This is a genomic window from Paenibacillus sp. FSL K6-1096 (assembly GCF_037977055.1).
GTDB lineage: Bacteria > Bacillota > Bacilli > Paenibacillales > Paenibacillaceae > Paenibacillus_AQ.
This window is the reverse complement of sequence record NZ_CP150274.1, coordinates 4,899,906-4,921,140: the sequence shown is the minus strand read 5'-3', so window position 1 is coordinate 4,921,140 and position 21,235 is coordinate 4,899,906. Positions and strand designations below refer to the sequence as shown.

At 55.1% G+C, this 21,235-nt stretch carries 17 protein-coding genes; 7 read left to right on the top strand and 10 right to left on the bottom strand.

What is annotated here, in order from left to right:
* Positions 1 to 305: 305 nt before the first annotated feature.
* Positions 306 to 2,660, bottom strand: a complete 2,355-nt coding sequence (locus MHI24_RS21700; protein ID WP_340021600.1) for a YhgE/Pip domain-containing protein — start codon at positions 2,658 to 2,660, stop codon at positions 306 to 308.
* A gap of 206 nt (positions 2,661 to 2,866) precedes the next feature.
* Positions 2,867 to 3,457 (bottom strand): TetR/AcrR family transcriptional regulator, encoded by a 591-nt coding sequence (locus MHI24_RS21695; RefSeq protein WP_340021599.1) that lies wholly within the window; start codon positions 3,455 to 3,457, stop codon positions 2,867 to 2,869.
* Between the two features lie 302 nt (positions 3,458 to 3,759).
* Between MHI24_RS21695 and MHI24_RS21690 the strand changes: the two genes are divergently transcribed.
* Entirely contained in the window at positions 3,760 to 4,956 is a 1,197-nt protein-coding gene (locus MHI24_RS21690) for a glycosyltransferase (RefSeq protein WP_340021598.1), read from the top strand.
* Between the two features lie 124 nt (positions 4,957 to 5,080).
* Here the strand turns inward: MHI24_RS21690 and MHI24_RS21685 are convergent, their stop codons facing one another.
* Together MHI24_RS21685 and thpR are read right to left on the bottom strand one after the other, a co-directional pair.
* The gene (locus MHI24_RS21685; protein WP_340021597.1) at positions 5,081 to 5,998 is read right to left on the bottom strand and encodes a cell wall hydrolase; all 918 of its coding nucleotides are present in this window, start codon (positions 5,996 to 5,998) and stop codon (positions 5,081 to 5,083) included.
* A gap of 77 nt (positions 5,999 to 6,075) precedes the next feature.
* The gene (gene thpR, locus MHI24_RS21680; RefSeq protein ID WP_340021596.1) at positions 6,076 to 6,687 is read right to left on the bottom strand and encodes an RNA 2',3'-cyclic phosphodiesterase; all 612 of its coding nucleotides are present in this window, start codon (positions 6,685 to 6,687) and stop codon (positions 6,076 to 6,078) included.
* Positions 6,688 to 6,777: 90 nt separating this feature from the next.
* On the opposite strand from thpR, the gene MHI24_RS21675 reads away from it, so the two are divergent.
* Positions 6,778 to 7,734, top strand: a complete 957-nt coding sequence (locus MHI24_RS21675) for a D-2-hydroxyacid dehydrogenase (protein WP_340021595.1) — start codon at positions 6,778 to 6,780, stop codon at positions 7,732 to 7,734.
* A 395-nt stretch (positions 7,735 to 8,129) separates the two neighbouring features.
* On the opposite strand, the gene MHI24_RS21670 is transcribed toward MHI24_RS21675, so the two are convergent.
* Together MHI24_RS21670 and dgt are read right to left on the bottom strand one after the other, a co-directional pair.
* Positions 8,130 to 9,911 (bottom strand): methyl-accepting chemotaxis protein, encoded by a 1,782-nt coding sequence (locus tag MHI24_RS21670; RefSeq protein WP_340021594.1) that lies wholly within the window; start codon positions 9,909 to 9,911, stop codon positions 8,130 to 8,132.
* Between the two features lie 166 nt (positions 9,912 to 10,077).
* Positions 10,078 to 11,487: a dGTP triphosphohydrolase gene (dgt, locus tag MHI24_RS21665; protein WP_340021593.1), complete on the bottom strand. Its 1,410-nt coding sequence runs from the start codon at positions 11,485 to 11,487 to the stop codon at positions 10,078 to 10,080.
* A gap of 191 nt (positions 11,488 to 11,678) precedes the next feature.
* Between dgt and MHI24_RS21660 the strand changes: the two genes are divergently transcribed.
* Positions 11,679 to 12,464 carry a polysaccharide deacetylase family protein gene (locus tag MHI24_RS21660; protein ID WP_340021592.1) on the top strand — a complete coding sequence of 262 codons (786 nt, stop codon included), beginning with the start codon at positions 11,679 to 11,681 and terminating at the stop codon, positions 12,462 to 12,464.
* A 103-nt stretch (positions 12,465 to 12,567) separates the two neighbouring features.
* Complete coding sequence (locus MHI24_RS21655; protein WP_340021591.1) at positions 12,568 to 13,578, top strand: helix-turn-helix transcriptional regulator; 1,011 nt, start codon at positions 12,568 to 12,570, stop codon at positions 13,576 to 13,578.
* A gap of 381 nt (positions 13,579 to 13,959) precedes the next feature.
* Here the strand turns inward: MHI24_RS21655 and MHI24_RS21650 are convergent, their stop codons facing one another.
* Positions 13,960 to 14,151, bottom strand: a complete 192-nt coding sequence (locus MHI24_RS21650) for a hypothetical protein (RefSeq protein WP_340021590.1) — start codon at positions 14,149 to 14,151, stop codon at positions 13,960 to 13,962.
* On the opposite strand from MHI24_RS21650, the gene MHI24_RS21645 reads away from it, so the two are divergent.
* The 3 genes from MHI24_RS21645 (at position 14,140) to MHI24_RS21635 (ending at position 17,129) form a co-directional block, all read left to right on the top strand.
* The gene (locus MHI24_RS21645) at positions 14,140 to 15,306 is read left to right on the top strand and encodes an AraC family transcriptional regulator (protein WP_340021589.1); all 1,167 of its coding nucleotides are present in this window, start codon (positions 14,140 to 14,142) and stop codon (positions 15,304 to 15,306) included. The two genes, MHI24_RS21650 and MHI24_RS21645, sit on opposite strands and share 12 nt — an antisense overlap.
* A gap of 81 nt (positions 15,307 to 15,387) precedes the next feature.
* Positions 15,388 to 16,341, top strand: coding sequence for an iron-siderophore ABC transporter substrate-binding protein (locus MHI24_RS21640; RefSeq protein ID WP_340021588.1), 954 nt, complete (start codon positions 15,388 to 15,390; stop codon positions 16,339 to 16,341).
* Between the two features lie 41 nt (positions 16,342 to 16,382).
* Positions 16,383 to 17,129: a (2Fe-2S)-binding protein gene (locus tag MHI24_RS21635; RefSeq protein ID WP_340021587.1), complete on the top strand. Its 747-nt coding sequence runs from the start codon at positions 16,383 to 16,385 to the stop codon at positions 17,127 to 17,129.
* A 48-nt stretch (positions 17,130 to 17,177) separates the two neighbouring features.
* On the opposite strand, the gene MHI24_RS21630 is transcribed toward MHI24_RS21635, so the two are convergent.
* The 3 genes from MHI24_RS21630 to MHI24_RS21620 are packed head-to-tail and all read right to left on the bottom strand — an operon-like array spanning position 17,178 to position 21,235.
* A complete protein-coding gene (locus MHI24_RS21630) occupies positions 17,178 to 19,388 on the bottom strand; it encodes an alginate lyase family protein (RefSeq protein ID WP_340021586.1) in 2,211 nt (736 codons plus the stop codon).
* Between the two features lie 44 nt (positions 19,389 to 19,432).
* Complete coding sequence (locus tag MHI24_RS21625; protein ID WP_340021585.1) at positions 19,433 to 20,302, bottom strand: carbohydrate ABC transporter permease; 870 nt, start codon at positions 20,300 to 20,302, stop codon at positions 19,433 to 19,435.
* A 24-nt stretch (positions 20,303 to 20,326) separates the two neighbouring features.
* Positions 20,327 to 21,235, bottom strand: coding sequence for an ABC transporter permease subunit (locus MHI24_RS21620; RefSeq protein ID WP_340021584.1), 909 nt, complete (start codon positions 21,233 to 21,235; stop codon positions 20,327 to 20,329).

Below are 21,235 nucleotides of genomic sequence, written 5' to 3'. Positions count from 1 at the left end.
TTATTCAGGCCAGATTGGTTTTATTATTTTATCATCGAGCTGACATGAGCGCAATTTAAACTTTTTTATGAGTTTGATTAACAATTGCTTTTGCGACACAGCTTTAGTGAATAAAAGCGTAAAAAATCTGTGGAATGTATAATTATGCATTATCAACGAATAAGTCCTTATGCATTGAAAGCGTTTCAAGCATTTTCCTGACACAGGGATGGCACTTTTACAGCCATTTTTTATTTCCTTATAAACCAAAAACGCCTCCGGGGAGGCGTTTTTGAATTCGTCTGGTTGCAAGAAATTGTATGGTTTTATACAGTCAAAACTTGTTCACTTTTCAGCACAGCCTCATTGCCGCGGTCACGCGTCATGAAGTAAGTGAGGGTCAGTGCCAGGAAGACGATTCCATAGATACCAAGCATTCCTGCATCGCCCCACATAGCGCCGAAGTCTCCGGTGGAGATAACAGCCTTGAAGCCTTTGACGCTGTAAGTCATCGGCAGGAGCGGATTGAGGACCTTCATCCAATTCGGAATCAGCTCCAGCGGGAAGGTTCCGGCACTTGTAGTCAGCTGGAAGATCAGGATCAGGATGACTACGAAGCGGCCCGGCTGGTCAAGCCAGGTAACGATTGCCTGGATCATCCACATAAAGGCCAGACTGGTGATGAAGGTGAAGAGATAGAACAAGCCTACACTCTGTACTTCAAGACCAAGGCCGTACAGTACAACCAGCACGGCGAGCAGGGCTTGAAGCAGACTCATCATCGAGAACGACAGCGTACGGCTCATGAACCGGTTGAACCGGGTCGCTCCCGCAACTTCAGATTCACGCATTGGAATAACGATGGTGCAGATCAGGGCGCCGACGAACAATCCAAGTGACAGGAAGTAAGGAGCGAATCCTGTTCCGTAGTTCGGCACTTTGTTGACTTTCATCTCATCGATCTGAACCGGCTGGGCGAACATGGAGACCAGCGCGTCAGACTTGTTCACCGATTTGGTCTGCTCTGCGGCATCGCCCAGCTTGCTGGCCAGCTCGCCGGAGCCTGACTTCAGCTCATCCAGACCATCCTTCAGCTGGCCTGCGCCGTCGCTCAGCTTCTTCGAGCCGTCGGCCACCGAGCTGAGACCGTCGCCCAGCTGGCCTGCGCCGCTCAGCAGCTTCGCTGTGCCGGCTTCAAGCGCTTTGCCGCCGTCCGCCAGCTTCACCCCGCCCGCTGCAGCGATGTCCAGCTTCGCGCCGAACTGCTTCATCCCGGCGGCCAGCTTGCCGCCGCCGGTCTCAAGGGCCCCGGCACCAGCTACAAGCTGCTGCTGCCCTTCCAGCAGCTGTGCGCTGCCTGCATTCAGTTGCTGCGCACCTTCATGCAATTGGCTTACACCTGCATCAAGCTGCTGCGAACCGCTGTGCAGCTGGTTCGCTCCCTGCGCCAGCTGCTCCTGGCCGCTGTGCAGGGCACTTGCCCCGTCCAGCAGCTGCTGCTGGCCTTGATCTAACTGCGCAGCACCGGCCGCAACAGCGGAGCTTGCCGCCAGCAGCTTCTGCACCTCAGGGCTCGCTGCCAGCTGCGGGTTCGACTTCGCCAGCTGCTGCAGGCCGTCGGCGACGGCCTTGGCTCCGGCGGCGGTCTTCGCGCTGCCGTCCTTCGAAGCCGTAAGTCCGGCTTCCAGCTTGGCACTGCCCTCGGCGGCGGAGGTTAATCCGGCCGCAAGCTTCGCGCTGCCGTCAACGACCGTCTTCGTACCGGCTGCCAGCTTCTCTGTACCCGTTACAGCCGATTGTGTTCCATCCTTCAGCGCAGACGCTCCGGCTGCCGTCTTCTGCAGTCCGGCATGAAGCTGCTTACTGCCTGCGGCCGACTGGACCACACCATCCTGGAGCTGCTTATGTGCTGCGGACAGCTGCTGCAGCCCTCCGGCCAGCGTGCTGCTGCCGGTCTTCAGTTGGGCAGCGCCGTTGTTCAGGTCGCTCACGCCTTTGGTCAGCGGCGCTACCCCATCCAGCAGCTTGCCGGTGCCTTCGGTCAGGACCAGCAGATTGTCCTTCAGCTTCAGCGCGCCGTCGTCGAGCTTGGTGGCGCCATCGGCAATCTTGGCCGCGCCGTCTCCCGCTTCGCCCAGGCCGCTGGAAATCTCAGTGATTTTATCAAAAACAGAATTGGTATAGGCTTCAGTGATCTTCGCGGATACCTTGGTCTTGATGTCCTTCACCGCCGTACCGCCAATCTGGCCCGCCAGGAAGTTGTAGCCTTCGTTCGGCTCGTAGATAATCTTCGCCGGCTGAGGATCGGCATCCAGCAGAGTGGTCGCATTGGCCGAGAAGTCTTCTGGAACCACAATAGCCATATAATAAGTATTATCGGCAAGCCCCGCCTCCGCCGTCTTCCGGCTGACGAAATTCCATTTGAACCCTTCCGTCTTCTTCAGCTCGGCAACCAGGTCCTCCCCGGCGGTCAGCCTCTTGCCTTCATAATCAGCGCCTTTGTCTTCATTCACCACAGCGACCGGAAGCTCATCCATCTTGCCGTAGGGGTCCCAGAACGCCTTCAGGAATAAGCCGCTGTACAGTACAGGAATGAACAGAATGGCAAACATGGAAATACGCATCTTGGGATTCTTAAAGACCGCGCCAAGATCCTTCATAAACACGGATAAAGATTTCATTCTGGTTCTCTCCTTCTAATCATATGCTCTCTTTAAATGCTATAAAGCCCGTTAATGATAGTTTGCTGAATGTTGCAGTAACACCAGTTGACCATTTTCCCCAATTAGTCATTCCAGAGCAAAAAAAATGGCTCTCTGCCCGCAGTAATACAGCTTCAGCACTCCATCCCTGCCAGGGAAAGCGCGGGTGTTCAAGGGCGCCGTCCTTATACCGTGTTTATCTTCTTCTGTGACAGACCTGCCAGAAACAGCTGAAAATAGCTCTTGATCTGTTCCTTGGTCAAAGGCACATGCACCTTGCTCAGCTCAGCAGTAAGCACGATATACAGCCTGAACATAACCACCGATACAATCTGGGGATCGCATGGTTTAATCTCCCCCTGACGAATTGCCTGCTCCACCTCCCGCTGCAGATATTCAAGCACTACACTCTCGATCTTGTCGAGTCCTTCACCGGCCTGCGGCGTTCCGAAGTCAAGACTCTCCTGGGACAGCTTGATGAATAGCTCGTGTTCGCTGCGGAATTCCAGCAGGGCATCCAGCACGCGGTGCAGATTATCGAAGAACGGCTTGTCGCGCCTGATCTCCCGTTCGGCGATGCTCTTCATCTCGGCTATGACATCACGCAGGATCTCATCAAATAACTGTTCCTTATTCGTAAAGAAGGTGTAGATCGTCCCTTTGCCCACATTGGCAATCTTAGCGACCTGATCCATTGTAGTTGCCTTATAGCCGAATAATGAAAAAGATTTCGTCGCCGCCTGCAGCACCTGCTGCCTTCGATCCACCACAGCCATCCATAACCCATCCTTTCATCAAAGAATTGTCTTCAACCATCGGACTGACCAATTTACCGATTCGGTCACTCGGTCAAGAACAACTTTATCATTTTGCCTGTGCCTTTGCAATACATCTGCGCGAAATTTTTTTATTTTATTGCAGTGTTTTAACTTTCTATTTACGTCTTATTTGTATAATGTGTGAAAAGAAGCAAAATCCCTAGTATAATATTAGGAGAAACATGTTCCGGGGAAACGTAAATTGAACTGATCTATTACACTTCCTAATCTACCTATGATGGAAAGTTGCAGGTGAACTTATGCGTAAGAAAAGAGTACTGCTGTTTTCAGAAGGCTTCGGCACGGGCCATACAGGGGCAGCCTATGCTCTGGCTGAAGGAATAAGACGGCTGAACCCGGATGTTCAGTGCCGGGTGATTGAGCTGGGGAAGTTCCTTAATCCTACCGTCGCACCTTGGATTCTTTCCGCTTACCGCAAAACCGTCAGCAGCCAGCCCAAGCTGGTCGGCATGATGTATAAAACCCAATACCATAAATCCCTCAACCGGTTGACCAAGCTTGCGCTGCACCGGATCTTCTATACCCATGCCTCCCAGGTCATCGAGCAGCTTAGACCCGATCTGATTATCTGCTCTCATCCGATACCCGCTGCGGTGATCTCCAGGCTGAAGCGCCAGGGGCTCGATGTTCCGTTCTACACGCTGATTACGGACTATGATGCGCACGGGAGCTGGGTGAACGCTGAAGCCAACCGCTATCTGGTCTCCACCTCGCGGGTGAAGTCCATTCTTACCGGACGCGGGGTGCCTTCAGAGCTTGTGACGGTCACCGGCATTCCGGTGCATCCGAAATTCTGGGAATCCTACAGCAAGACCCAGCTGCGCAAAGAGCTGGGGCTGGCCGACATCCCGACCGCGCTCATTATGGGCGGCGGCTGGGGGCTGATGTTCGGCAAGGAGATCATGAAGTCGCTCACTGCCCGGATGGATGAGATCCAGCTGATCTTCTGTATGGGCAGCAACGACAAGGCCGTAGCCAAAATGGAGGCCGACCCGGCGCTGAACCATCCCAACGTAAGAATCCTTGGCTACAGCAGCGAGATCAACAAGCTGATGGATGCTTCCGACCTGCTGATTACCAAGCCGGGCGGGATGACCTGTACGGAAGCCCAGGCCAAGGGTATCCCGATGCTGTTCTATAATGCCATCCCCGGACAGGAAGAGAAGAACAGCCAGTATTTTGTCGAATTAGGTCTGGCCGAGATGCTCGATTCCGCTGTCGTTGACAAATGGTTCTCCATGCTCCTGCGGGAATACGCCGGAGCCGGAGTGCGCCAGAAGCGCCAGGTGCTCCCGGAACGCCAGCAGCCGCAATACTGCGCTGCGACCGTGCTGGGGCTGCTCGGCAAGCCGATTGTGGAAACAGCGGCCGCCGAAGCCTGGAGCGCTCCCCCGCCCAAGGTAAGAGGGGAAGAGGCTGTCTACCTTACACCTTAAGCAGATTTGCTTGCTGGCTCATACAAAGAACCTCCATCTCCACCGGAACGGTGGGATGGAGGTTCTTTTTCTAGTACAGGGACGTCAAAGAATACACGTATAGCGTCCCGGGGTACAGCGCCTGTTATTTATAGAATGTATGATTGCCGATCGTCTTGGCGAGTGTGCGCGAGTGATGCACCGTAAGGTCCTGGGCGAGGGTCAGCGACAGGAAGAAATACGTATCATCCGTAACCTCCTTGACTCCTCTAAGCGCAGCATCCACTGCGCGGATGCTGTCTTTATTGGGCTTCACGCGTTTAAGACGCCCGTTGGCCACAGGACTGAACTGTCTTTTCTGATAGATTACCTCTCGGATGGTGTCGGGAAAATTGGCTGACCGCAGCCGGTTTAGAACAACGTTGGCAACTGCCACCTTGCCCTTGTACGGTTCGCCTTCTGCTTCTGCCATGACGATTTTTTGCAGCAGATGCAGGTCTTCTTCGGATACGGCGTAGCTCCAGGTAGCTTCAGCTCGCTGATCCTGGCTTAGCAGCTCGGTCCGGGAGAAGAACAATGTTGCGGGGGGATGTTGCTGAGTTACAGCTTGCTTTGCATTGGCACTCGTAGTCCCCTTTGCCGCTTGCTTCGATGCTTTCGCTTTCGCTTGCACCGGCGACGTTATGCTCACCGCAGCAGGCTTCGGCTTGGCCTTCGGCTGGACGGCGGCCGGCTTGGCCGGGGCCGTGCGCTCCAGCTTCTCGGGGCTTAACCATCCTGCACTAAGCTCACGGGTCCAGGCATGGACCGGCTTCGCCGCTGCGGAATAGAGCAAGGGGGTGATGGTACTGGCAGAAGAGCTTGTCCTGTGCAGAACGGAAGCGGCACCGGGCACCAGAAGCTCCACAGACGTATGGCTTGCGGAGTTCAGCTTGTCCATCTGTATTCCCTTTTGCCCGGTTGCGGCAGAACCGTCCGGGTTCATCAAGCTTATGGCTGAGAAAGACACTAGAATTACACCAACCAGCAGTGCAATATAGCGGCTCTGTTTGAAAATTAACATTTTTTACCTCCTATTTTACGGCACACTCCTTTTGTATGTAACCGAAAATGGAAGCCTTGAAAACTGTTCTTGCCGATTTATGCGGTGGGAAATGTAAATTTTTCGGTCATTTCATACATAGGAATGGCATACATCCTGGTAGCATACACCACAAACCCGTCAACCGTCCAGCCTAAGTCTGGAATTTCCTCACCTGAGCTGTCACCTTGCCCCCGTAAATTTTCCAGCTCCTCTGCCGGAAAAGGCTGCTCTCCCTGGTATTTACGGGCCACTGTCAAATGGGGATTATACGTTCTCATTTCGGCTCTGTAGCCTAACGGAAGCGTTGCCGACACGACTCTGCTCTGCAGCTCCTGAAGAGGGCCGAGTTCGCCGGAAACCCCGGTCCAGAGCACTCTCGGCGAGTCCGGGAGGCCGAAGGTGCCCCATTCGCCAAGCCTCAACTGAAAGCTCCGGCCTGCCTCTGACACCTTGCGCAGCGCCTGGTACAGAGCGGGAATATTCTCCTTTGGCGTGTCGCCCAGAAAATGCAGCGTAATATGGAAATCCTGGAAATGTGTCCATCTGGCAAATTTATATTTGGAGGACACCCGGGCAGCTTCATTTTTCAGATAATCTTTCAGGATCTCCGGCAAAGGTATCGCTACAAACAGGCGTTCTGTCTCAAGCTCTGGTTCCATCGGTCTCATGCTCATTTCACCTTTCCGGGCAGATTTGTTATGCTTATCCTATCTTATCGTCTATTTCTCTACTGAAATGTAGAACAGGAGGGAACCACCATGACCCGATCTATCGTATGTATGCAGCCGCTGTCCTCCGGACAACAGGAGAGAATCCGTGCCGCTGCGCCAGATTATACGCTCACCCTCACCGACTCCCGGAATGCCGACCTTGAGCTGCTTGCCGGGGCAGAGATCGTTATCGGCTGGGGCAAGGGCATCAAGGATACGCTGCTGCGCCAGGATTCGCCGCTGCGCTGGGTCCAAACCTGGTCTGCCGGTGTGGAGAAGCTGCCGCTGGAGGCTCTGAAGGAGCGAGGCATTCTGCTGACCAACGCCAGCGGTGTCCATGCAGAACCGATTACCGCGGTCATTGTCGGCTTCATGCTGATGTTCACCCGCAATCTGCATACCGCTATCCGCAACCAGCAGCGCCGCCGCTGGCACTCAGACAATCAGGAGGGCGAGCTGACCGGCAAGACGGCGGTTATTGCCGGAACCGGGGCCATCGGCAGTGAGACGGCGAGAATCGCCAAGGCCTTCCGCATGAACACGATCGGTGTAAGCCGCTCGGGACGTCCGGCGGAGCACTTCGACCGGGTCTTCACCACGGCGGAGCTGAAGGAGGCCGTAAGCCAGGCTGACTTCATTATCAACACGCTGCCGATTACCGATGAGACGGAGGGTCTCTTCGACCGGGACATCTTCGGCGCGGCCAAGCAAGGGGCCTATTACATTAATATCGGCCGCGGGGCAACAACCCATACGGACGATCTGATTGCAGCCTTGAACAGCGGACAGCTCGCCGGGGCAGGCCTGGATGTCTTCGAGACGGAGCCGCTGCCGGAGGATCATCCGCTCTGGGGCATGGAGCAGGTCATTATGACCCCGCACTGCGCCGGGGCCACGGACCGCTATGCCGACCGGATTGTCGACATCTTCGTCGAGAACATCAAGGCCTACCGGGAATCCGGCCAGCCTTCGCGCAACCTGGTGGATTACAGCCGCCAGTATTAAGGCGGAGGCGGGTGGTTTGGGTGCTGGCTGGCGAACTACAGCCGCCACTATTAAGACGCTGCGGATGTTTCGGGCGCTAGCGGGCGGGGATGCGGACTTGATGACCGTCACGTATGCGGCTGCAAGCCCAGGCTCTCCTTCAGCTTCAGCAAAATGTTGCAACTATTGCAACTCGGGCCTCATAAATATGGGCAACTGGCGTGGAATGTTGCAAGAAATGCAGGATTTGTCCCGCTCAGCGGCAGGTTGGAGCCGAAATGCTGACTTTGATGCAACATTTGCCGGTTACAGTCTATTTGACGCGATAGATGTTGCATTTGCTGCAGGATTTCAGCTTCTACTAATAAACGAAACAGCCCCTGCTCAACAAAGCAGAGGCTGTTTCGTATGTTCATTTACACCTGGAAGCGCGTCACCGACTCCTTAAGCTCCGCTAACTGGAGCTTGAGCTGGCCGATGCCGTCCGCCACGGCGGCGGTGGAGGTGAGCTGCTGGTGTGCCGAGGCCGAGGTCTCTTCGACACCTGCCGCCGCCTGCTGGGAGAGTGCCGAGATATGCTGGCTGAACTCATTCATCGTCTCGCTGGCACCCGTCATCTGCTGGAGGTCCTGCCCCATGTCATCGATTGTCACCGACATCACGCTGACCGAGCCGTTGATGTCGGCCAGGGCTTCGCCGGTCTCAACGATCTGCCGGCTGCCCTCCTCCGTCTTGGCGACCCCGTCGCGCAGCTGCTCCACCATGGCTCTGGAGTCATGCTGGATGCCCTGCGTAATGTCCGTGATCTCCGACACTGTCCGCTGCACATCCTCCGACAGCTTGCGGACCTCCTGGGCAACGACCGCGAAGCCGCGGCCGCTGTCGCCGGCTCTGGCCGCTTCAATTGCGGCATTGATAGCCAGCAGATGCGTCTGCTCCGAAATGCTGCGGATCGAGCCGACCAACCGGAAGATTCCCTCGTTTTTCTGGTTCAGTTCTTCCACCGTTTCCATAGATTGTGAGACGGCTTCTGCAATCTCATTCATGTAGGCAACCGAGCTTTCCATCAGGGAACGGCCCTTCTCGCCCTTTTGCCGCACCTGTTCCGAGTGAAGCGAGAGGTCCGTGCCCCGGACGGCAAAATTCTCGATTAATGCGTTCAGTGCCTCTACGGCCTTGGAGGCATCCACCGCTGCTTCCGCCTGGCTGCCGGAGGCTGTGGCCAGCTCCTCCATCGTCATGGCGATCTGGCTGCTGCCCTCCTTGGTCTCCGCAATCGAATGCATCAGCTCATCGCCCTGCTCCGAGATCACTCTGGAGACCTCTCTGATCCGGCTGACCATTTCCCGCAGCGTACGGTTAGTTTCATTCACGGTCTTAGCCAGCAAGCCGATCTCATCCTCATTGCGGATCAGCGTGTCCTCCGCGGTCAGATCACCGCCTGAAATCTGCTCTACCTGTGCGGTTACCTTCTTCAGCGGCTGGATGATCGTACGGCGGATGACTGCGCTAATCCCGCCAATGACCAGAAGAACGAATACCAGCGTTACTATACTGATTCTCAGGGAGTTACTGAAGGTATCAGCAGATACCTTACCCTCATCCTCTGCATCCTTCTGGCTGTGCGCAACCAGGGCCTCCAGATCCACCTGCATCGAATTAAAGACATCTACTCCTTTATTGGAAACCTCCAGCGCGAGCTGCTTGTCTCCGGCGCTGCTATGCTTGATGGCCTGATCATTGACAGACAGGAACTCATTCCATTTGGTCTCGAGCGATTCCAATTGGGTAATCTCTTTGTCTTCATGCAGATTGCCCTTATATTCCTTCAAAGTATCCGTCACTTTGCCGATGAAGAGCTGGCGTTCCTCTTCAAGCCCGCTGATTATGGCAGGATCATTGTTCAGCATATGCCGCAGGCTGATCGTCAGCACATGCTCTGTAAGGTAATTGACATTATGAATCCGGTTAAGCTCCGGAATAATGTGGTTAATGACATTATCGGTATTCTTCTTCATATTATTCATATGATAGAGCGAGACTACCCCGCCCAACAGAACCATGATCGCCAAAATAATGTACCCTGAAGCAATCTTGAACCCGATCCCTTTTCTGCCCCTGAACAGGTTCACCTGCTGCTTGCTTGCTCCATTCCTCACTTTGCCAAGCAGACCTTTATGCCGCTGACCTTTCCCCATCGCTGTGTGCCCCCCTGATAATCTCCGAAATTGTTACATAATTCCCCATTTAGTCTCATGTCATCTTTCACAAAAAGCCAAATAAATAGGTTGTATGTACTATTTCGGCAGCAGGAAGCTAAAAATGTATATATCCCGACATGTAAGGTTTTGCCTGCCTAAGCTTCTAATCCAGATCGTATATCGAGCCAACCTTCAGTCCGTACAGCTCATTGTAGATTTTCTCCGCAAAAGCATCCGTCATACCTGCAATATAATCGGTCACCATATGCTCCCAGGTCCAGATCGGTCTCGCCGACCGCTGGTCCTTCTCGAACCGCTGCAGCCAGTCCGAAGGAATGATGCTCCGGGAGGTCTCCGGGTCGAGGAACGCCTCCCACAGCCGCCGCAGAATCCATTCGCTCCGTTTCTGGAGGCGCTGGACGCGCAGATCACGGATCATGGTCACCCAGGCGAAGCTTTTGAGAACACTGACGGTACGCAGCATATCCTCATCCTCCTTGCCGTCTTTAATGAAGGTAACCTTCTTCCAGTCCCCGTCCTCAATCACGCCAAGACTGGCAACGAAGGTGCTGACCCAGTAGGCCTTCACCTCGCGGCGGGTGCGGGAATAGTCATTCTCACAGGTTGGCATCTTCTCCTTCCAGACCCGCAGGAATGAATTCAGCACCTCCTCCACCTTGAAGCGGATCGCAGACTTGTTCCAGCCCGACCAGAAAGCGTCCTCCAGCGTGGTGATTTTCTCCACAATCAGGCGCTGGATGTAGTCGTCATGCATGAAATGCTCATGCACCTCAATCTTCCCGGCCTTGATGCCGTCCTCCAGGTCATGCGCCGAATAGGCGATGTCGTCACACAGGTCCATCAGCTGCGCTTCCAGCGTCTTTTTGCCGGCCGGAATGCCCCACTGGCTGCGGATCTCGTGGATATACTCCCATTCGTGCAGATACATCCCCTTCTTCAGCACCGTCCCCGGGAACGGATATTTGTTAATGCCCAGCAGCACCGCATCGGAGAGGTTCAGACCGTCGATATTCTCCCGCTTCTCCAGGAACATAATCAGTCGGAAGTTATGGGCATTACCTTCAAAATGCTCGTATTTGCGCTTCATGCTCTCCTGAATCGTCTGCTGCTGAACAGGACCTGCACCGGACTTGACCACCGCCTCTGCCGTCTTGCGGGTGATCAGCTTCTCCAGCAGGCTGTCCAGCACCTCCTCGCCCTTATGGCCGAACGGGGGATGGCCGAAATCATGGGCGATGGCCGCACATTCCACGACCTCGGGATCAATCACCAGCCCCGGGTTCCCGGCCGCTGCCGTCTCTACTTCGGGATACGACCGCAACAGGCTTTTGGCGGCTTCGCGGGCGATCTGCGCCACCTCCAGCGAGTGGGTCAGACGCGTCCGGTAGTAATCCCCGGTTCCGGCGCCGAACACCTGGGATTTGCCTTGCAGCCGGCGGAAGGTCGGCGAATGGATCAGACGCGAATAATCGCGCTCATATGCGGCTCTGGAGGTCTCCAGCTTGGTCACTTCGGGATATTGTCTATGCTCTCTTTGCTCAATCAGTGTCATCTCCGCTGCCCCTATTCCTTGTTCTGTATTTAGTAGTATATTATAAGTCATTTGCGGGGGAACTTTCACGCATTAATCCTGTTAATTGTGCAGCGGCACAGGATGCATAGTTCCGGGCGCGGGTGGTGCATCCTAAGAGTTACGGCAGTTAGGGCCGCTAATTAATGACACAAGTGTGGAGTGAACTTAAATTGAGACGCATAAGAACAGGTATCCGGGCAACCGCCGCAGTCCTTGCTGCGCTATTGCTGCTGAACAGCTCTGCCGCGCTGGCGGCAGGCAATCCGAATACGACCAAGAACCGCTATTATTTCGAGGAGCGGGGGGATATGATCTGGGAGGTGCGCACCAGCCAGAAGGTGATCGCGCTGACGTTCGATGACGGCCCGGACCCGCAGGAGACGGACAGCATACTGGAGGTGCTGCACCAATACGGTGCCAAATGCACCTTCTTCGCCATCGGCAAACGGATCGCCGCTTATCCCGATGTAGCCAGACGCGTCATTGACGAAGGCCATGAGCTGGCGAACCATACCTATAATCATGTCTATTTCAAAAAGCCGATCTCCAGCCGCCAGATTCAGCAGGAGCTGGAGCTGACTGAGCAGGAGATTGTGAAGGTATCCGGCAGGCACAGCAGCCTGTTCCGGCCGCCGGGCGGCATGTATGACGAGACCCTGGTTGATGTGTCCAACCGGATGGGGCTGAAGCCGGTGCTGTGGTCATGGCATCAGGATACACGCGACTGGAACCGCCCCGGCGTATGGAGCATCTCCAGCCATGTCATCCGCAATGCCAAGAACGGCGATATTGTGCTGTTTCACGACCATGTACACGGACCCTCGCAGACGAAGGAGGCGCTGAAGATTATTCTGCCGGAGCTTGCGAAGCAGGGGTTCCGGTTCGTCACCGTCTCGGAGCTGATTCAGCTCTCCGATGTGCAGGAGGCGAAGTCGGACCGGCATACGGCCAACTAACCCCGGGCTTGACGGATTGCACAGGCTCACGAAATAAGGTAGTCTTGAGCAAGATAAGACGATTGTGAATCTGCTGCAGTTCATCCCCTGGGAGGGTTAGCCGATGTCCGAGAATAATACTTCATATACTACCGAGGAAATTGCCAGGCTGCTTAAGATCTCCAAGCTGAAGGTCTATGATCTGATCAAAAAAGGCGAGCTGCCTTCTTACCGGGTCGGCAAGCAGATGCGCGTGGACCACTCCGATCTGGAGCGGTACAAGCAGAATTCGCGCAGCAGCGGGGCCTATACGGCGCCGCTTCCCGGAAGCGGCGCGCAGGAGGCTCCGCAGGCCCAGGCGCCTGCACCCTTCGCAGCGCCCTATCAGGCCTTCGCTTCGCCGCCGCCCCACACCCTGAAGAGCAGCGGGGTGAATGTGGTCATCACCGGCCAGGATATGTCGCTCGATATTCTGGCGACCCATCTGGAGCGGACGCTGCCTTCCACCCGCCCGCTCCGCTCCTACGCCGGCAGCCTGGACAGCCTCATCGCCATGTATCAAGGAGAATCCGACATCGTCAGCACCCATCTGCTGGACGGCGACACCGGTGAATATAACCTGCCGTATATCCGCAGGCTGCTTACGGGCCTGTCTTATATCGTGGTGCATCTGCTGACCCGCAGCGCAGGCTTCTACGTGCAGAAGGGCAACCCGCGCGGCATCCGCAGCTGGAGTGATCTCCAGCAGAGCGGACTTACGCTCATCAACCGTGAGCGCGGCTCCGGGGCGCGGGTGCTGCTGGATGAACAGCTCCGCCTGCATGGCATTCCGTCCTCCCGCCTGGACGGCTACAGTAATGAAGAGAACAGCCATCTGGCGGTTGCCAGCATGGTGGCGCGCGGCGGGGCCGATGTCGGCATCGGCACGGAGAAAGCCGCCCGAATCGTAGACGGCATCGATTTCATTCCGCTGATCCGGGAGCGCTACGATCTGGTGATGGTCAAGAAGCCGGAGAATGAGCCGTGGATCGGCGCAGTCCTGGATATTCTGCGCTCGGAGGCCTTCCGCAGCGAGCTTAGCTCCATCCACAGCTATGACCTCAGCGAGACGGGCACTGTTATTTATGAGACCTGAAGCACATAGACATCAGGACAAGGGGACGTCCGGTTGCAGGCTTGCCGCCGGAGCGTCTCTTGGATCTGCCCGCAGAAAGGGGAGGAACTTATGTCATCCGATATTCCGCCAGCATCATTTAGACCGGAGCGCTTATTTTTCTCAGCAATACACAGCTATACCTGGAGCAATGCAGAAGGAAATCTGTTGCCCCGAAGAATTCTTCATCACTATGCATTGTGCTATATAACCGAGGGCAAAGGGCAAATCACCCTCAACGCAACACCGCTTACTGCGAATAAAGGAGACTTCTTCCTGCTGTTGCCGGGTTCGGCAGTTGAGGGCAAAGCACTGGCCACAGGACCTATACGTTACATAGTTATTTTCTTCTCCTGTAAGCAGCTAAGTAATGACCGCAGGCACCTGGGGTTCCATCCTCCACTGTTCCCGGTTAGCGGGAAGCTTGAAGTATACGGACATCCGCGTGCTGCAGAAATCATTCAACAAGCTGCAGCATTCCACCGAACCCGGGACCTGGAAGATATCATGCGCGCAAGGTACCAGCTTCAGCAGCTGCTCGCGATGCTTATCCAACCACGGGACCGCCTCATGCCAGGCAAGGCCGCAGGGATGGATATTGTACTGGATTATATGAAGAAGAACTATGACAAACAGCTTACAGTCGCGCAGCTGGCACTGATGGCCGGACTGAGCACCAATCATTTTATCAGAGCCTTCAGACAGCTTACAGACAAGACACCCATGGCCTATTTGCTGCAGGAGCGGATCAAGAGAGCCAAGCAGCTGCTGTTCTCCTCCGAACGGGTCAAGCAGGTCGCCAAAGAAGTCGGTTACCGGGACGAGCATTATTTCAGCCGGGTGTTCAAAAAATCGGAAGGGGTAGCTCCGGCCAGCTATCTCAAGAACCGCCATATCCGTATCGCTGTTCTTTATTACGGATTGGATGATTACCTGATGACCCTTGGGCTGACTCCAGTGGCTGCGCTGTCTTACCGGGAGCGGGTGTCAAGACATTATGTCCTGCCTAAGCAGAATACAAGAGAGCAGGAGATCATCCGCTTGAACGGCTCCCGGTTGAATTATGAGAAGCTGGCACAGGTCAGACCTGATTTGATTATTGGAAGCGACCGCCTGTTGCCAGGCGAGATGCTGGAATCCATCGCTCCCACGGTTGTCCTTCAGCATACGGATCTCGTGGAGCAGCAATTGTCCCGCTTAGCCCGTATTCTGGGCAGAGAGCAGCAGGCGGAGGACTGGGTAAACAGCTACACGGAGCAGAAGCACTTTCTTAGAATGAGACTGGGAGAACGGGATGTGCCGCCAGCCGTTTCTTTCATTAGAGTCAGCTCTGAATTCTGCCGCCTCTACGGCACCTCCAATCAGACGGGAACACTTCTGTACAGAGAGCTTGGACTTCGTCAGCCCCACTCCTTGCCGGAACAGACCGAGGCCGTTGATTTTGAGATTTCTGAGCTTCCCCAATATCGATCGGATTACATTTTTTTGGCTGTTGACCCTACTCCTGAATCAAGACAACGGCTAGACCTCCTGCTGTCATCCCCGGAATGGCGCTCACTCGAAGCCGTGAAGCAAGGGCGGGTATATAGTGCAGGAGACCTGTTGTTCAGAACTCTTGGGCCAGCGGGCAGAATGTGGGCCATGTCTTATATCGCATCCCGGATAGGTTTCCGCGACGATAGAATTATCCATACCAACACAGGTTTATAATCCATTGTAAAGTGTGTACCGTTCTCCTATCATAATGATAATGATTATTATTATCTATTAGATAAAGGAGAATAGAAGCTTATGTACAGAATGAAATCCATCCAGGTTCTGGTCCTGGCCGTTCTAGTGCTGTTACTGGCCGCCTGCAACAATACAACCGCAGAGCCGTCCTCTGATTCAGGCACCCGCACGATTACCCACCTGAAGGGAGAAGCTGTGATTCCGTCTAAAATTGAGAAGATCGTGGTTCTCACGGCAGAATATATAGATCATCTGCTGACTATCGGCGAGAGACCTTACGGTGTGAATACCGAGGTGCGGTACGGAGGAGACTACCTTCCCTACCTCGCGGGCATGCTGGAAGGGGTGGCTACTGTAGGCTCGGCGGATAACCCCAATCTGGAAGCCATCGCCTTGCTTGAGCCGGATGTTATTCTCATTGAGAGCCGTACAGCCGAGAATACGTACGAACAGCTGAATCAAATCGCTCCTACCGTTGTGCTGGGAAATGAGTGGCTCGATTATGGCGACGATACTTCCTTTTGGACCAAGGATCTTCTTACCATTGCAGAGATGTATGACAAGACGGATGTGGCGAAGCAAAAAATCGCCGAACTTGAACAAAAAACAGCCCAAGCCAGCGAGAAAATCAAGGCACTGGACAACAAACAACTCGCCTACCTCCGTGTGCGTGCAAAAGCACTTCAAGTGTATGCACAAAAAGGCCATCCTACCAATGTATTGCTCTACCAGGATCTCGGATTTGAACCTGCCGCCCTGACACCGGAAGAGCAAAGAGCGGATTTATCGTTGGAGAAAATACCGGAATTGGGGGCAGACTTTATCGTCCTGGAGGCCGATCCCAATGCCGGTGATTTTCTGGGAAATATGAAGAATAGCCCGCTCTGGAGCAACATCCCCGCTGTAAAAGAAGGAAGAGTCCATGAGACCGACTCCTTCTGGCTCTTCAAGGGCTGGGGAGTCATCGGCCGCGGGGAGATCATTGATGAAATATTGGCGTGGATCGGGGAATGAGCGCTGGTCAGCTTTATAACTACGAGCGGATAAACGTGTTCTTGCAAGAGCATTTTGTTGTTACCGTGGCGGGGAACCGCAAGGATTCCTTTCCTTACAGTACTGAGGATTTATTGGATGCAGTGAGGCTGCCGCTCATTATCGGCCAGCAGTCGGTTCAGCTTGGGGAGCCGCCAGGATATGTAACCGGAACCTTGTTTGCCAAGAGGTATTCCGTGTTGATCATGGGTCTGGCTGCCTCCATCAGCCTGTTCGACACTCCACTCTCTCTGCGGCCCGGCGCTTTGCGGTTCGGTTTAACAGATGCAGGAACCATGCGGTATGAGGCGGAGAGAGAAGCCTCTGGCGTATTCCCTGTTAACGATGTGGAAGCACGTCAGACCCGCCTTATCGAATATCAGGAGTATTTGCTGGAGCATTTGCGGCAGGTATTCGGGGCTGTATCAGGTTATACGGGAGCCAAGGAGAAGGTCATGTGGTCGCTGGTGGCGCATAATTTGCATACTCTGTATGAACGGCTACATTCACACAGTGAGCTGTGGGACTCAGAGAAGCGGGACCTGATCATTAGCCAGGATTATAACACGCTGCTTCAGCCGAAGAAGCCGGATGAGTTGTCTATGCGGTTCCGCAGGTATGAGCATCCGCAGCGGCAGAGCCCCCCATTCTATCTGCGCACCCATTGCTGCCTGGCCTACCGGGTAAAAACCGGACCGGAGGCTGGAGAGTATTGCAGTACCTGCCCCAGCCTATCTCCGGAAGAGCGGCGGCTCACCCTGAATTCATGACAACAACGCCCATCCTGAACCGGATGGGCGTTGTTCATTTCCGCTGCGCTATTTCCGGAGGCCTGTAATAACAACCACATCCCGGTTATAGCTGCCTCCGGCGAAGGCGATGCCTTCCGGCTCTGCCTTGCGGGGGAGCAGTGCCTCGGAGATGACGTTACCGGTATGGTCGAGATAGCCCTCCACATCGATGCTCTTGTGGTACAGGCAGATTTCATCCACCCGGTCCTCCAGCACAATCCGCAGCGCGGTCGCTTCATGAAGAGAGAGCAGCTGTCCGTTCTGCCAGACCGGCAGGCGCTCGGCCGTAACCTGCGGCTTCGCTCCAGTGAACGGAACAGCCAGCGTTACAATAGCCGCTTCGCCAGCCACATTCAATGAACGCTTGACCACCGGGCTATCCTCGTATTGGCCCTGCCTGAAGATCAGCCCCGGCTCCAGCCCAAGCCGGTCCTCCTCCAGCCCGGCGGGCAGCGCCTTCAGCAGCAGATTGGCCCCCTCCAGCTGCGTGACAGCCTCCCCGCTACGGCAGTCATACCCCGCCCCGCCGGGCGGCAGATGGAAATACTGCTCATAGTTGTGCTGCCCTTGAGCTTGGAACAGGTCCACAATCAGCCAGTAGCTGTTCTTGACGAACAGCACCTTGCGGGAATGGATCACCGGATCTGCGTAACGGGTATACCCGTACTGGCTGGCAAACACATAGTCATACGCCTCATTGAACTGGGTATCCCAGATCCGGCAGCTGGCCGTGGGCGGTGTATTCCAGTGGAAGCTGCGGACATGCTGGTCCTGCCCGTCGACCACAACCGTGTTGTGGGCCCGGGTGGATACCGCATACTTCCGCTCCTTATTCCACTCGAACAAGCCCATGCCCGAATCGGCCAGCAGCTCGCGCCCGCCCGCGTACAGCACCAGGCTGAGCGCATCGGAATGCGCATGTCCGCCGATGCCTACGCCGGCCCGCATCGCCATATACATATCGCTGCGGTCCCAGCCCTGCCGGGAGGTTACATACCCGCCCTCCGGGAAGCAGGCCGCCGCTAGAGCAGGCTCCTCCGCACGCAGCTCGTCATACGCCGCCGCAGCCTCCGGCCCGAGCCGCCACAGCAGGGAGAACGGCAGCCGCTCATGGCCCAGCGCCTTGAAGTCGCTCCGCTGGTACAGGTAAGCACCCAGGCTCAGGACATTGCGCAGCTCGCTCTCCACCTGCACATCGGTATCGCCGAACTTGACCAGCTGCCCGTCCGGTGCCAGCAGATGCATCATCACGGCATACATTTTCTCCAGCGTCTCCCGGTACTCCCCGGCATCCCTGCCCAGCTTCTGGTACAAGGCCACCAGCTCATAGAGATCACGCATAACGATATGGTGATAGTTCGGGCTGCCCTCAAACTGGACTCCATCAGGATACACATTCTCGCGGATGTATCCGGGGAGCTTACGCCCGGCGTACTCCAGCCATTCGGCGGATTCCTTCAGCTCCGGCAGCAGGAGCGCGGTCTGGATCAGACCGCGAAGCTGCATACACACATGATTGCCCCCGCCGGCATGATAGGCACGCACATACTGCCCATGCTCGTGGAAGGACTTGATCAGCTTCAGCTTCACCTCCGGCTCGAAGGCCGGGGAGCTGAAGAACGTAATGAACGCCTCCGGCAGCATGAACATTCTTACGCCGACTGAGAGCGGGTCCCAGGTTGAATGCTCGGCCCGGAAGGTCCCGTCCACCGGCATCGGGTTGTCATCGATGAAATGGCGGATCATGTCATTGAAGCATCTGGCGTATTTCTCATCACCGGTCAGCGCATATGCTCTGGACAGTCGCTTCACATAGACGAACCGGGTCAGATGGAGCTGATACTGCGAGCTGTCGAACAGCCAGCTGTTCCAGTCGTAGGCTCCATTCTGGAAGACGACTCTTCTTCCCTTGAACAGCGGAATATCCCCTGCCACAATCCGGTCGGCCTCGGCAATGTCCTGCTGCGCCTCTTCCTCCCCGCTGTACCGGCTGGCCGCATACGCCATCAGTCCGGGTACTTCCTGCACATCAAAGTAATATCTCCCGTTGTTACCTGCTGCAATCAGCTCTAAATAGGCATCCCGTGCACCGGGAACATCGCCTTCCGCCAGCTTCGCCGCCACACCGGCCAGCTCCGGCTTCTCCAGATCCAGCATCGAGCGCAGGAACTCGCCGTCCGACATCTGCGGCTTCGTATACTTCGGATTATGGCGTAAATCTTTATATCCAATTGTCATCTGAACCCTCACCCTTATTGGTTTCGCTTGAGCTTCTTCCGCTTCTATTCCTTAATTGAACCGAGCATCGCACCCTTGGCAAAATACTTCTGCAGGAACGGATACACCATCACGATCGGCAGCATTGCCAGCAGAATCGCCGCATTCTGGACATTGGGCCCGAGGTTGGCTGCAAGCTGCGCATCTACCGCCGCCTCTGCCGAGATATTGGAGGCGCTGATCGCCACCATCTGCCGCAGGAGCGGTTGAATTGGCCAGCGTGACGTATCATTCAGGTAGATGACCGCCGAGAAGAATTCATTCCAGAACTGGACCATGAAGAACAGCGTGAACGTGGCGATGATCGGCTTCGACAGCGGCAGCACCACCGAGTACAGAATCCGGAACTCCCCTGCCCCGTCAATCCGGGCGGCTTCATCCAGACTCTCCGGCAGGCTCTGGAAGAACGAGCGGATAACCATAATATTGAAGGCGCTGGAGGCTGCCGGAAGCACCACGGCCCAGTAGGAATCGATCAGGCCGAGGTTTTTGACGACCAGATAGTTCGGAATCATCCCCCCGTGGAAGATCATCGTGAAGAAAATAACCAGCAGCATCGTCCGCCGTCCGGGCAGAAACTTCTTCGACAGGGCATACGCCAGCGTAATGGAAACAAACAGACTGAGCAGCGTCCCCATCACCGTGATAATCACGGAATTCTTGACCGAGGTCAGGAACGTATTCGCATTCAACAGATAGCTGTAGGCGTCCAGCGTCCAGTGCTTAGGCCAGATGAAGAAATTGCCGGCCATGGAGTCTCCGGGGGGACTGAACGATACCGCTATAATATAAAGAAAAGGCAGAATGACCAGCAGACTAATTAAGCAAATAATGACTACTATTATCGTATCAAACCAGGTTGCCCTTAGCTTCATAACCTCTCCACTCCTGTTCTTGTTCTAGAATATGCCTTCTTCGCCCATCAGCTTCGCCGCATAGTTGGCACCGACGACAAGGATCAGACTGGCCACGGATTTGAACATGCCTACCGTAATCGCGAAGCTGTAATTGAACTGCTCCAGACCGACATGGTAGACGAACAGATCGAACACATTGGAGACATCCAGGTTAAGGCTGTTGGTCATCAGGAAGATTTGCATGAAGTTGGAATCAAGCGACGACCCCAGACGGAGCAGCAGCAGAATGACAATGGTGCTTTTGATCCCGGGAAGGGTGATATGCCAGATGCTCTGCAGCCGGCTGGCCCCGTCCACCTTGGCCGCTTCATATTGCTCCGGGTTAATCCCCGCCAGCGCTGCCAGGAAAATAATCGTCCCCCAGCCCGCATCCTTCCAGATCGCCTGGAAGATGATCAGCGGCCGGAACCATTCATTACTGACCAGGAAGCCTGCGCTGCCGTCGAACCACTGGCCGAGGTAATGGTTAATGACGCCCGACGGGCCGAAGAAGGAAATCGTAATCCCGTAGATGACGACCCATGAGAGGAAATGGGGCAGGTACACGATGGTCTGCGACACACGCTTGAACACCTTCAGCCGCACTTCATTTAATAGTAGAGACAGGATGATCGTGAACGGAAAATAAATGACCAGATTCAGCAGGCTGATCAGCAGTGTATTTTTCAGCAGCATATAGAAATCGGAGGTTCCGAAGAACTGTCGGAAATTATCCAGCCCCACCCAGGGGCTGTTCATCATGCCCTTGAACGGGCTGTATTCCTTGAAGGCCAGAATGAGCCCCGACATCGGGATGTAATGAAAAACAAGAAAATAGATAATGCCCGGTGCTGCCAGTAAATAAAAGGGCCATAGCTGATGAAACCGCTTGGGGCGTAACGCTCTCTGCAC